The organism is Streptomyces montanisoli (assembly GCF_017813245.1).
Taxonomy (GTDB): Bacteria; Actinomycetota; Actinomycetes; order Streptomycetales; family Streptomycetaceae; genus Streptomyces; species Streptomyces montanisoli.
Window position 1 is genome coordinate 1 of the sequence record NZ_JAGIQL010000031.1, and the last position, 11,507, is coordinate 11,507.

At 71.1% G+C, this 11,507-nt stretch carries 12 protein-coding genes; 7 read left to right on the top strand and 5 right to left on the bottom strand.

The features are described from left to right. The first annotated feature begins 1 nt into the window (after nt 1). Together JFN87_RS10450 and JFN87_RS10455 are read left to right on the top strand one after the other, a co-directional pair. The gene (locus JFN87_RS10450; RefSeq protein ID WP_372449214.1) at nt 2-1,135 is read left to right on the top strand and encodes an acyltransferase family protein; all 1,134 of its coding nucleotides are present in this window, start codon (nt 2-4) and stop codon (nt 1,133-1,135) included. 27 nt (nt 1,136-1,162) lie between these two features. Beyond that, nucleotides 1,163-1,864, top strand: coding sequence for a nucleotidyltransferase domain-containing protein (locus JFN87_RS10455; RefSeq protein WP_209339677.1), 702 nt, complete (start codon nt 1,163-1,165; stop codon nt 1,862-1,864). 72 nt (nt 1,865-1,936) lie between these two features. Here the strand turns inward: JFN87_RS10455 and JFN87_RS10460 are convergent, their stop codons facing one another. Next, nucleotides 1,937-2,503, bottom strand: a complete 567-nt coding sequence (locus JFN87_RS10460) for a YcxB family protein (protein WP_209339678.1) — start codon at nt 2,501-2,503, stop codon at nt 1,937-1,939. Nucleotides 2,504-2,680: 177 nt separating this feature from the next. Here JFN87_RS10460 and JFN87_RS10465 point away from each other — a divergent pair, with 177 nt between their 5' ends. Both JFN87_RS10465 and JFN87_RS10470 read left to right on the top strand, forming a co-directional pair. Continuing rightward, on the top strand, nt 2,681-3,031 hold the full coding sequence (locus tag JFN87_RS10465) for a hypothetical protein (protein ID WP_209339679.1): 351 nt from the start codon (nt 2,681-2,683) through the stop codon (nt 3,029-3,031). A gap of 246 nt (nt 3,032-3,277) precedes the next feature. Beyond that, on the top strand, nt 3,278-3,874 hold the full coding sequence (locus tag JFN87_RS10470) for an endonuclease V (RefSeq protein WP_209339680.1): 597 nt from the start codon (nt 3,278-3,280) through the stop codon (nt 3,872-3,874). An 11-nt stretch (nt 3,875-3,885) separates the two neighbouring features. Here the strand turns inward: JFN87_RS10470 and JFN87_RS10475 are convergent, their stop codons facing one another. Next, entirely contained in the window at nt 3,886-4,341 is a 456-nt protein-coding gene (locus JFN87_RS10475; RefSeq protein ID WP_307865388.1) for an ATP-binding protein, read from the bottom strand. 207 nt (nt 4,342-4,548) lie between these two features. Here JFN87_RS10475 and JFN87_RS10480 point away from each other — a divergent pair, with 207 nt between their 5' ends. Beyond that, a complete protein-coding gene (locus JFN87_RS10480) occupies nt 4,549-5,400 on the top strand; it encodes a helix-turn-helix domain-containing protein (protein ID WP_209339681.1) in 852 nt (283 codons plus the stop codon). Beyond that, the gene (locus JFN87_RS10485) at nt 5,397-5,603 is read left to right on the top strand and encodes a DUF397 domain-containing protein (RefSeq protein ID WP_209339682.1); all 207 of its coding nucleotides are present in this window, start codon (nt 5,397-5,399) and stop codon (nt 5,601-5,603) included. Before JFN87_RS10480 ends, JFN87_RS10485 begins: the two co-directional genes overlap by 4 nt. A gap of 197 nt (nt 5,604-5,800) precedes the next feature. Here JFN87_RS10485 and JFN87_RS10490 read toward each other — a convergent pair whose 3' ends face one another. From JFN87_RS10490 to JFN87_RS10500, 3 genes are read right to left on the bottom strand one after another with little or no spacing between them, the layout of a single operon-like run. After that, a complete protein-coding gene (locus JFN87_RS10490; RefSeq protein ID WP_209339683.1) occupies nt 5,801-6,568 on the bottom strand; it encodes a DeoR/GlpR family DNA-binding transcription regulator in 768 nt (255 codons plus the stop codon). Next, a complete protein-coding gene (gene pdxA / locus JFN87_RS10495; RefSeq protein ID WP_209339684.1) occupies nt 6,565-8,994 on the bottom strand; it encodes a 4-hydroxythreonine-4-phosphate dehydrogenase PdxA in 2,430 nt (809 codons plus the stop codon). The genes JFN87_RS10490 and pdxA overlap by 4 nt, the downstream gene beginning before the upstream one ends. After that, nucleotides 8,991-10,070, bottom strand: coding sequence for a 2-keto-3-deoxygluconate permease (locus JFN87_RS10500; RefSeq protein WP_209339685.1), 1,080 nt, complete (start codon nt 10,068-10,070; stop codon nt 8,991-8,993). Before JFN87_RS10500 ends, pdxA begins: the two co-directional genes overlap by 4 nt. A 639-nt stretch (nt 10,071-10,709) precedes the next feature. Here JFN87_RS10500 and JFN87_RS10505 point away from each other — a divergent pair. Next, nucleotides 10,710-11,255: an NADPH-dependent FMN reductase gene (locus JFN87_RS10505; protein ID WP_282961581.1), complete on the top strand. Its 546-nt coding sequence runs from the start codon at nt 10,710-10,712 to the stop codon at nt 11,253-11,255. Nucleotides 11,256-11,507 lie beyond the last annotated feature (252 nt).

The window sequence follows — 11,507 nt, forward strand, 5'->3', positions numbered from 1 at the left end:
AGTGCTCATCCGATCTCCGGGCGAGACGCCCGCGGCCGGTCCCGTCGCGGCACCGGACGCGCGCGGCGGCCCTGCCCGGGGCGGCAGGCTGCGCGCCCTGGACGGCCTGCGGCTGGTCGCGGCGCTGATGGTGGCGGTGTACCACTACGGCGGCAGGGAGGGCGACATCACCACGGCGTGGGGCACGTCCCCAGCCACCCAATTCCCCACCCTGCACGAGTGGTTCGCGTACGGCCCGCTGGGCGTGCAGATCTTCTTCGTCATCAGCGGGTTCGTCATCTGCATGAGCGGCTGGGGCCGCTCGCTCGCCGCCTTCTTCGCCTCGCGCGCGTCCCGCCTGATGCCGGCGTACTGGGTGGCGGTGCTGCTGATCACGGCGGTGTTCGCACTGCCGGGCGTCGTCTACCGCACGGCCTCGGCCGACGACACACTCCTCAACCTGACACTGCTCCAGATGCCGGCGGGTGGGCAGCGGGTGATCGGTGTGGACTGGACGCTGTGGGCGGAGATCCGGTTCTACGCGCTGTTCGCGCTGTGCGTGATCCTGCCGGGCGTCACGCGGCGCCGCGTCGTCCTGTTCGGTGCGTTGTGGACGCTGGGCGCGGTCATGGCCGACGCCGCGCACTCGGCCCTGCTCGCCCAGGTGCTCATGCCGCACTACGCGCCGTTCTTCGTCGGCGGGATGGGCCTGTACCTGGTGCACAGGAACCACCGCGACCCGCTCGGCTGGGGCCTCGCCGCCGTGGGCTTCCTGCTCGGCCAGCACTACGCGGTCGCCGACCTCTGGCACCCCGCGAGCCACTTCGGCTACCGCCACACCACGGTCATCATCGCGATACTCGCGCTCGGCTTCGCCGCGATCGCGGCCATGGCCCTGGGCCGCCCGCGCCGGGCCGACTGGCGCTGGCTGACGACGGCGGGCGCCCTGACGTACCCGTTCTACCTGGTCCACGAGCACCTCGGCTGGGTCGCCATAGGAGCCCTGCACCGCACCCTCGGCGTCCCCGCGGCGGCGACACTGCCCCTGACGGTGTCGGCGATGCTGCTCCTGGCGTGGCTCCTGCACCGCTACGTGGAACGCCCCATGACGCCCTGGCTGCGTGCCCGGCTCACGACCGCACCGGCAAAGACGTGACGGGCGGGGCGGACTACGGTGTGCGTCATGCCGGAAGAGACCGATCGCGCCACCCTGGCCACCGAGGTGTGCGCTGCCTTGCTGGGGTGCTGCCCGGGCTCCCGCACGGAGCTGCGCGGCTCGCTGGCCTCGGGCACGGCGGACGCCTTCAGCGACATCGACATCGCGTGGGTGTTGCCGGACGCGCGGTTCTCCGACTGCCTGACTCGCGCGACGGAGGCTCTGACAGCGCTCCGGCCGGTCGACAGCATCCGCAGTGACCCGGACTTCCACCGCTCCGACCGCCGCCGCTTGCTGTTCGTCCGCTTCGCCGGCGTGCCGCTGTTCTGGCGGCTTGACCTGGACGTCCGCGCCGTATCGGTCGCGAACGACGAGCACTACGACGCGGGGAACCCCGCGGCGCGCGCCCGCGACGACGAGTGGTCGCGCCCGGCCAGCGCCCTGGCCAACGCGGTCGGCGCGGTCAAAGCGGTGGCGCGCAAGAGGGAAGAGGAGGCCCGAGGCCTGCTGGACCGGGGCTTCGCCCGAATCGCCGAGGACGACCGGGCCACCGGCGACTGGGGGCACGACGTAACCCGACTCGCCCACGCCGCCGCACGGCGCGACGCCGCCCTGACGGGCCTCGCCGCGCAGGTCACCGCGCTCGCAGCGTGGCACCTGGGCGGCAGCGGCGCACAGCCCTGGGCCCAACGACCGCTTCGGTGCCCACTCGTTCAGCGTCGCGGCTGAGGCTGTTTCTCGGTGTCACTCACAGACAGCGACGCTCGGGTTTTCCGTCGGCGCCTCGGAACCCGCCGCCTCTCACCCCTGCCGACCGCCGCCGAGGCGGGTCGTGTGGCGGTCGAGCAGCTCCCGAAGGCGGTTGATGTCCGCTTGCTGCGGCAGGGCGCTCTTCGGAAGAGGCGTGCTGTTGATCTCGTGCATCTTCTTGTGTGCGAGCACGAAGAGGTTGTCTGTTTCCGCGTACCCGGCAACCTGCGACCAGGGGACTCGCGCAGTGTTGAGCTCGGATCTCACACGTACGCCCTGACCATCGACTGTGATCGTGTGCTCGCCCCTGCCGGCCTTGGCCTTGTACACCTGGCGCACCGCGAACCGCCGGAGAAGGAACCGAAGGAGCCAGACCCCCACCGCGATGGCCAGGAGAGGTACTGAGGTGCCGAGGACCGCGCCGTTCACCGCGCCCAGCACGATGACGATGGCGCACAGCAACACGGCGACGGGCCACAGGACGCGCTTTCTTCGCCCTCTCGGCGTCACCCTCTCCCAGGTTCGCATGGCCTCGGTCACCTGATCCTGAGTGGGGTGAAAGGCCAATTGAACGGTCTCGGCGCCGTCCGCCGTGCTCGATTGCTGTTCGACGGTCATATCGTCCCCCTGGGACAAAGGCGGCGTGCAACGCCGGGCTGTGGATGCGCCCGGGATCATACGCACGGCCTCGGGCCGACGCGCCACCGGGCCGGTGGCTCTCGCCACTGGGCCGCAACCGGAGGCGTTCAGGTGAGGGAATGGTCCACTTACGTTGGATGGGATGGGGGCTGACTCGTGACCGACCTCTTGAGGACCGTTGAACTCCCCGAGGGTTTCGCATACCCGGCCGAGTTCGTCCGCGTGGTCGGGCTCGGGTTGACGCACCTCGAGCCTTGGTGGATCTTCGACGGCAGCTTGCTACGGCGTCGGGCGACCGGCCTGAGCGAGCGGTATCCGGAACGTCGGCCGGTTCCCTTCGCCCGCCGCGAGGACAACGACGATGTGGCGTGCTGGGACCTTGAGGGAGGAGACGTCGCCGTGATCCACGACTTTGCATCCCCAGGCTGGGAGCAGCGCAGAACGTTCCCCGACTTCAACGCGTGGCTGCGGCAGGCTGTCGAGGATCTCATCGAGCACGGAGGTTGAACGATTCCAGCCGGGCCAGCTGCCTCGGCCGAGGGCCTCTCAATCTCCGAGTTGCTGCGAAGCTGTGCGTGCAGTCGGTTGGGGCCAGCGGAAGAGCTGCGTGCTGATGTGAGGTGTGTCCGGTGTGTCGCTCGCGTATGAGCGTGGGCGGCGAGTGCTCGGAGGTATTGGTGACGGGGTCGGCTGACAGTTGGGCTGCGCGGTCCGACCGGGAGGTGCTGATTGCCGCGATGGGAATGGCCCGAGGTGGAGCTGGCCTCCGTTCGGCGTCTGATCGGTGTCGATGCCGCCTATTGCGATGATCGCGAGGTGGCCGTTGCTGCCGCCGTGGCGTGGGGCCGCGGGGACGGGCGGGTGGTCGCGAGCCGGCGGCTGGCGGGGAAGCCGTCAGCGCCGTACAGGTTCGGGCACTTGGCGGCCCGCGAAGTCGGGATAGCGGAAGCGGTGGTCCGCGAGCTTGTGGCGGCCGGCGACGTCGTGATGTGTGACGGGCACGGGCTCATGCACCCCGACCGGGCGGGGCTCGGTGTTCATCTGGCGGCCCGCCTGGGCCGCTCGGTGGTCGCCGTCGCGAAGAATCCGCTGCACCGGGAGACGCCGCCGACCTCGCCGGAGCGCGGCGGCGTACGCAGGATCTCTGACGCCCAGGGCGTCGTCGGAGCCGAGGTCAGGACCGCGGAGTCTGTCCGCCCCGTCTACGTGTCCGTGGGCGGTGGCATCTCGCTTGATGCGGCGATTGAACTGGTGCTGGAATCCAGTCGATACAGGGTTCCTGAGCCGGCGAGGGCGGCCGATCGCGAAGCTCGGGATGGGCTTCGCGAAGTGCTGGGGGGCGCCCGCTGAGGTGACGGTGCTTACGGGGGCACTGGGACTTCCGCCCAGACCGTTTTCGTGTGCGCGTCGCGTGCCTCCCAGCCCCAGCGGTCGGCGTAGGCCGCGACGAGGAGGAGCCCACGCCCCGCCGTTGCCCCGTGGGGCGGCGGGGCGCCTGCGGGGTCGCGCGGGCGGCGCTCGGGGCGGGTGTCCGTTACCTCGATCCGCAGGGCGGATCGGTCGGGCAGACGCAGCAGCGTGAGCCGGAAGTCCCGGCCGGGGAGGCTGCCGTGCGTGGCGGCGTTCGCCGCCAGCTCGCCCGCGACGAGCGCGACCGCGCGGGCCGGCGCCGCGTCGTACGGCAGCCCGGACCACTCCGTGAACTGCTGCACGGCGAACCGGCGCGCGAGGCGTACACCGCGCCGGGTCGCGCTGAAGCGCAGTGACAACTGGCGGACTGCGGTGGCGGATTGTGGGGTGATTGGGTGGTGGGTCACGGAATCATCGTGGAGGTGGTGCCGCGCGGCCTACCAGGTATGACGCTCGTACGGAACCCGCCTCGTACGGGTCGGCCAAGGGTCGTTACGCCGACTTGTACGGGTTCTGTACGGGTCCGGTCCCGTGTCCGGTCGAGCGCGCGCTGCGTTGAATCATTCCCGGCGGTGGGCGGGGCGGACACTTTCACGGGAAGGGCGTGAGGGCGGGTGCGGGACAGTGCTCGGAACGGCCGGACGGCGAGCGGCAACGGAGAGTCCGAGCTGCCGGGGGTCTGGGCGGCCTACGGCAGGTTGCTGCAACATCTGCGTAAACAGGCTGGGTTGAGCCAACAGGCGCTCGGCGATGCGATCGGGTACTCGCTGGAGCAGGTCGCCTCGGTGGAGCAGGGCCGTCGGCCTGCGAAGGCCACGTTCACGCTGGCGGCGGACCGTGCGCTGGAGGCGCGGGGCGTTCTGGAGGTGCTCCAGGACGAGGTGGAGCGCGCGAAGCTGCCACGATTCTTTCGCGACTTCGCGCTGTTGGAGGCCGAGGCGCTGAGCAGGTTCTCGTACGATCCCCTCCTGGTCCCCGGGCTGTTGCAGACCCAGGCATACGCGCAGACGCTGCTTGAGGCCCATTTCCCGCCTCTGGACGAAGAGATCATCGAGCAGCGCGTGTCAGGTCGCTTGGCACGCCAGGCATTGCTCGCACGCCGGAGCCCGCCAATGGTGTTCGTGTTCATCGTGGAGGAAGGCGCGCTGCGACGAACAGTGGGCAGCGCGGCGGTGATGCGCGAGCAGCTGCGCCACCTGCTGACGTGTTCGCAGATGCGCAACGTCGAGGTGCAAGTGATGCCGACCACTCGGGGGGCGCACAGCGGGCTCAACGGGCCTATGGTGTTGGTGGAGTCGACGGATCGCAGACAGCACGTCTACGTGGAGGCGCAAGACGTCGTGAGTGTGAGGTCCGATCGCAATGAGGTCAGCGAGTTCTGGCTGCGGTACGGGATGCTTCGCTCGCAGGCCCTCAACAGCGAGGACTCCTCTCATCTCATCCAGCGGATGGCAGGGGAGCCATGAGCACCGACCACTACGCCACTCGGCCCGCCGCGTTGGCCTGGTTCAAGAGCAGCTACAGCGGAACGAGCGGGGGCGACTGCGTCGAGGTGGCCAGGGACCTCGACGCCGTGTACGTACGCGACTCGAAGTCCGCAGGCAACGGAGCCGTGCTGCGGCTCGGCAAGGACGGGTGGGCGACGTTCATAGCGCACGCGGCCGAGTAGAACTGGGGCGTCGGCGTGGCCTTGGCTCGGGTTCCGTGTACGACGTCGCGCGGCACCGCCGGGTCCCTCCCACCGCAGCTCACCGAGGAGCGGCGCTGTCCCGGCCGGGCTGCTGGCGCTGATCGGGGCGGTCAACGGGCCGGAGGGCCTGGCCGAGCGCCACGACGATGCGCGAGCGGTTCGGCGACCGCGCGGCGTCAGCCGAAGGCGTCCGCCAGTTCCACCGTGCACAGCGGGTCCGCCCGGAACGGCGCCAGCTGTGCCTCCGTCGCGCTCGCGTCCGTGATGAGCGTCCAGGGGCGGGTGAATGTGGTCCACCAGTGCGAGCTTTCGCGGCCCAGCTTCTCCGCGTGGACCAGCACGTAGGCGGCAGCCGAGCGTTCGACCATCAGCTGCTTCAGGGACGCCTGTTCCGGCTGGGCCTCGCAGATGCCTCGTCCCGCCACCACACCGTCCGCGCCCAGGAAGACCGCGTCCGCCGTCAGACGTGCCACGGCCGACTCGGCCAGCGGGCCGATCATGCCCAGGCTCGTCGGGCGTACTGCGCCGCCGAGGACGATCAGCTCGATCCCCGGCATCCCTGCCAGGATGCCGACCGACGTCAAACCCGGTGTCGCGACCGCCAGTTGGTGGTGCGTTGCCAGCCGTGACGCCAGGGCGCCCGCTGTCGTGCCGGCGTCCAGGAGGATCAGCCGGCAGTCCTTCACATGGGCCTCGGCCGCCCGGGCGATGGACGACTTCTCCGCGCGTGCGACCGACTCTCGTTCCAGCAGCGTCTGTTCCTCGCCGCCCGATGACAGCGCGCCGCCGTACGTGCGCACGATCTCGCCGGACTCCGACAGCCGGGTCAGGTCACGGCGGATGGTCGACTCGGACACGTCGTACCGTTCCGCAAGTTCCGTCACCGACAGGGGCCGCACCTGCAGCAGGTTGCGGATCTCCTGGCGCCGTCCTTCACCGCTCACGCAGCCTGCCCCGACCCTTCGCCGCCGCGTCGCGGCGCCAGGTCCACCGCCTGGCGCAGCGCCTCCACCATCGACGCCTCGTCGGCGCGGCCTGTGCCCGCGATGTCGAACGCGGTGCCGTGGTCCACGCTGGTGCGGATGACGGGCAGGCCCACGGTGATGTTGACGCCCGCGTCCAGGCCGAGCACCTTCACCGGGCCGTGGCCCTGATCGTGGTACATGGCGACGACCAGGTCGAAGTCGCCGCGTACCGCACGAAAGAACACCGTGTCGGCCGGGAGCGGGCCCTGGGCGTCGATGCCCTCGGCGCGTGCCTTCTCGATCGCCGGGACGATCTTGCTCTCCTCCTCGCCGTGCCCGAACAGGCCGTTCTCACCGGCGTGCGGGTTGATGCCGCACACCGCGATGCGCGGCTCGGGGATCCCGGCGGCGACCAGTGTGTCGTACCCACGGCGGACGGTCCGCTCCACCAGGCCGGGCTCGATCTTCGCGACCGCGTCGACAAGACCGATGTGCGTGGTGACGTGGATGACGCGCAGCTTCGGCGCCGACAGCAGCATCGACACCTCTTCCGTGCCGGTCAGTTCGGCGAGCAGCTCGGTGTGGCCCGGGAAGTTGTGCCCGGCGGCGTGCAGCGCCTCCTTGTTGAGCGGCGCCGTGCAGATCGCGTCGACCCGCCGCTCCGAGGCGAGCCGGGTGGCCGCCTCGATGTACTGGTACGCGCCCTCGCCCGCGACGGGCGACAGCCGCCCGAACGGCAGGTCCTCGGGGATGTTCGCCAGGTCGAGGCAGTCCACGGTGCCGGGCTGGTACGTGGCCTCCTCGGGGGAGGCGACCGCGTTGACGCGAAGTCCCGCGCCCGTCAGCTCGATCGCGCGGCCCAGCCGCTTCGCGTCCCCGACGACGAGCGGCAGCATGGGCAGCGAAGCGGCCGCGCCGGCCAGCGCCTTGACGACGACCTCGGGTCCGACGCCTGCGGCGTCCCCCATGGTGATCGCGATGATGGGCTTGGACATGGCGGACATGGTGTCATCCTTCGGAGTCTGGTCCTGCATGGGGAGTACGGGGCGGGCGGGGACGATCTGCGCGCGCGGGCCCTGTGCGGACGCGGCGGGGCCCTGTGCGGACGCGGCCGGGCCCCGTGCGGGCGCGGTCCGGCCCCGTCCAGGCGCGGCCGGGCCCTGGAGCGCCCGGGTGGCACGCAGCAGCGTCCCCGGGTCCCCGAACGCCCCCGCCTTGGTGACGACGGGCAGCCCGCCGGGCGTGCGCATGAGCACGACCCCGGGTTCGACCTCGCCCTCGACCGCGAGCGTGTTCACACCGGCCGCGAGGAGCACGGTGCGCGCGGTCTCGCCGCCTGTGGCGATCAGGACGCCCGCGCTGTCCAGGCCCGCGCGCGTGACCTCGGCCAGGGCCACGGCGAACTCGTGAGCGCGCTCGGGCTCCACCGGCCGGTGGGGGTCGAGAGAGACGACGGTGTTGTGCCCCGCCGCGAGCGCGGTGCGCAGTTCGCGCATCGCGCTCGCCGTGCCGCCCGCGGCGGTACCCACCTCGACCGGCAGGGCGGGCAGCTCCTCGATGAGCGTGCGGCCCTGCGCCAGCGCCTGCGTGCTGCGGCTGCCGACGCAGATCAGCGCGGGGCCGGTGAGCGGAGGGCCCTGTGCGTCTGCGGGCGCCGTGGCACCGGGGGCCGCTGCCGCGTCCGTGCGCAAGGAGCCGAGATGGTGGGCCATGCCGCCTGAGCCGACCAGCAGAACCGGTAGACCCGCGGTGGCGCGGACCGTGCGCGCGAGGTCGTCGTCCGTGAGCGCGTCGACGACCACCGCGTCGGCCGTACCGGCCGCGGCTGCCGCTGCCGCTGCCAGTGCGCGGGCCGGGTCGCCGTCCCGCAGTTCCGCCACACTCAGCAGCGCGACGGTCAGACCGGCGGCCTCCAGCTGCGCGACGAGGGGCTTGCGGGCGGGGTGCCGTGCCTCGACGGACTCACCGCCGACGCGGACCCGGCCGTCGACGACCGTGCGTCCCGTGGCGGGAAAGGCCGGGGAGACGACGGCGATGTGGCGCCTGCCCTCCCGCTCGCCGAGTGCCGCCAAGCAGCCGCGGACCTCGGGACCGATGTTGCCCCTGAGCGTGGAGTCGACCTTCTTGTAGATCCGGGTCCCCGCTGCCGACCGGCGGACGCAGGCCGCGGCGCGTTCGGCAGCGTCCTCGGTGGAGGCGTACCGGGAGTCGGTGTCGACGGCCACCACCGTCGCCCGCGGCCACTCCGCGTCCGCGTGCAGCGCCACGACCGTGTCGGCGCTCGTGGCGAGCGCCACCGCGCTGTCGGCGGCCCCGGACAGGTCGTCGGCGATCAGGAGCAGGGCGGGGGAGTCGGCCAGGGCAGGTGCGGGGGAGCCCGTGTCGTGGGGTGGTACGTGGCTCACCGGTGCGTCGTTCCGTCCGTTGTCGTCGCGTCGGCGGGCGCGGGCGTCGGCTCCGCCGTCCGCGCGGGCACGTCACCCGCGTGCACACCACCGTCGGGCACGTCACCGGCGACCGCCTCCGGGTCGGCCCGCTTCAACCGGCGGTGGTACATGGCGGTGATGACCGGGGTGAGCAGCGAGGTCACCACCACGGACGCGGCCACCAGCACCGTCGCCTTGTCCGCGGCCGCCTTGTACACGGGGTTCGCGGCGGCGACGATCGCCGGCACGGCGGCCGCGTTGCCCGCGGTGCTCGCGGCCGCGAGGCCGGGCAGGCCGTTACCGCCGAGCAGCTTGTCCGTGGCGAAGAGCGTGCTGCCGCTGATGATGAGGACGAACAGGCCGAGGCCCAGGCCGAGCAGGCCGGCCGTCCAGACGGTGCCGAGGTCGATGCCGGAGCCGAGCGCGAAGCCGAAGAAGGGGATGCAGACCGGCACGGCGGCGCCGAGGAAGCGGCGCATGTCGGGGTCCAGGTTGCCCAGGATCATGCCGACGACGAGCGGCAGGATCGCGCCGAGCAGGGTCTGCCACGGGAAGGCGGACAGGCCGGCGACGCCCAGCGTGACCATCGTGAGGAATGGCCCGGACTCCAGGCTCATCAGCGAGTAGGCGGCCGTGTCCTTGGGCTTGCCGAACTGGCCCATCAGCGCCATGTAGAGGCCGCCGTTGGTGTCGTTGAGCGCGGCCACGATCGCGAGGGTCGATATGCCGGCGAAGATGCCACCGTTGACCGGTGCCTCGCCCAGGAAGTGGCCCACAACGATGCCGATCACGACCGCGATGCCGGCCTTGACGATCAGCAGCGCCCCGCCCTTCTTCAGGATGTACGGGGTGGTGCGCAGCTCGATCGTGGCGCCCATGCAGACGTAGAACACCGCGAGGATCGTGAGCGCACCTGAGAACAGCGCGCCGGTGAACGAGCCGAAGAAGTCTCCGGTCCCGGAGTGGACGGTGTTGATCACGGCGCCCACCAGCAGCGGAACGAGCATCATCCCGCCTGGTACGCGTTCCAGGCTTGCCTTGATCGGTATGGACATTGCGGCCCTGCCTTCTATCGACCCCATGCGAGTGTCGGCGATACGGCCCGCGTCTCCCAAGCGAACGGGAACGACGCGTTCCGTTGACGAGAGTGGACAGTAGGCGTCGTGCGCACTTCGCGCAAGATGCGCGAAGTGCGCATCCACTGTGCGGTCGGCGCATGGGCGCGATCCCGTGTGGCCGCCACGTCGGGCGCGCCGGGTCCGCCCGGGCGCCGATACCGCCGCCCGGGCCGGCCGTCTCGCCCGGGCCGCCCGGGTCGTCCGCGCTTCGGGCGGTGGCGTGCCTTTCGGTGGCGGCTCGCGCAATGGGTCTGAGGCGCGCCTCGATACCCGTTTCGGCCCGTGCAATTGCAGCGGAGAATGGTGCGTTACGGATTGTCACGTTCACCGTCGTGAAAAAACGTTTTCGTCGGCTTCCAGTGCCGCGCCCGCCTGTGGGCCGGTTACCACGAAATGGTGAGTTACCGCAGCTGAGCCCCGCTCCGACCTGCGCTTTCGCCATGGTTGAATGTTGAATTCCCTAGGTAACTCCCTGTGCCCATGGACAGCGCGCCGGAGGTTCTGACACCTTTGTTGATGTCAGCGCGGAACACGTTTTGAAGGCATGGAGGGGCGATGTCGTACCGACTTCTACTGATGTGCGGAAGTATTCGCCGTGAGTCCTTGAACCGGCGTCTGCTTTCCCTCGCGGAAGGCGTTGCGGAAAATAGCACCGGGTATTTCCAGGTGAGCTTCCTCGACATTCGCCGCCTGCCTTTCTACGACGGTGACAAGGAGGTCGTGGACACCCCGGCCGAGGTGGTGCGGGCCAAGAAAGCGGTGAGCGAGTGCGACGGCCTGGCCATCGCGACGCCCGAGTACAACGGCGCGCCCTCCGGTGTCCTGCAGAACGCACTCGACTGGCTCTCCCGCCCCTGGGGTGACAGCCCGCTCACCGGAAAACCGGTGGTCACGCTCAGTGCCTCTCCCGGCCCTGAGGGAGGACGCACGGCCCAGGAACGGCTCCGGGGCATCCTGATGCGCTGCGGGGCCGAGCCGCTGGGCGATCCGCTGGCCGTGCCGTGCGCGGACTGGCTGTGGGATCCGCAGCCGACCCGCTTCGACTCCGTGCTGGCCGGCCGCGTCCGCACACTGCTCGACTCGCTGGCGTCGGCCTCCCGGCCGCTCGCCGGGTCCGCCTGAGCCGACCGCGCACCCCGGCAGCGCACACCGGCGCACCCCGCCGCACCCCGCCGCGCCTCGGCCCCGTCCCGTCCACATCGCCGCACTCGCGGCACAGCGTCCGTCTCCTGTGCCGCCACCATATCTGCTCCCCCCTGCCCTGCCGGGGGAGCGCCAGATGTGCCACCCGCCAGGTGGCACGCCCAGCGACCGCCCGATCACGACAGGAGGTGAACCCCCATGCGCAAGATCGTCCGTTGCACCCCGTGGCCC

Coding starts and splice junctions, on each gene's coding strand:
- JFN87_RS10455 (WP_209339677.1), top strand. CDS start 1,163: ATGCCGGAAGAGACCGATCGCGCCACCCTGGCCACCGAGGTGTGCGCT.
- JFN87_RS10460 (WP_209339678.1), bottom strand. CDS start 2,503: ATGACCGTCGAACAGCAATCGAGCACGGCGGACGGCGCCGAGACCGTT.
- JFN87_RS10485 (WP_209339682.1), top strand. CDS start 5,397: ATGAGCACCGACCACTACGCCACTCGGCCCGCCGCGTTGGCCTGGTTC.
- JFN87_RS10500 (WP_209339685.1), bottom strand. CDS start 10,070: ATGTCCATACCGATCAAGGCAAGCCTGGAACGCGTACCAGGCGGGATG.
- JFN87_RS10505 (WP_282961581.1), top strand. CDS start 10,710: ATGTGCGGAAGTATTCGCCGTGAGTCCTTGAACCGGCGTCTGCTTTCC.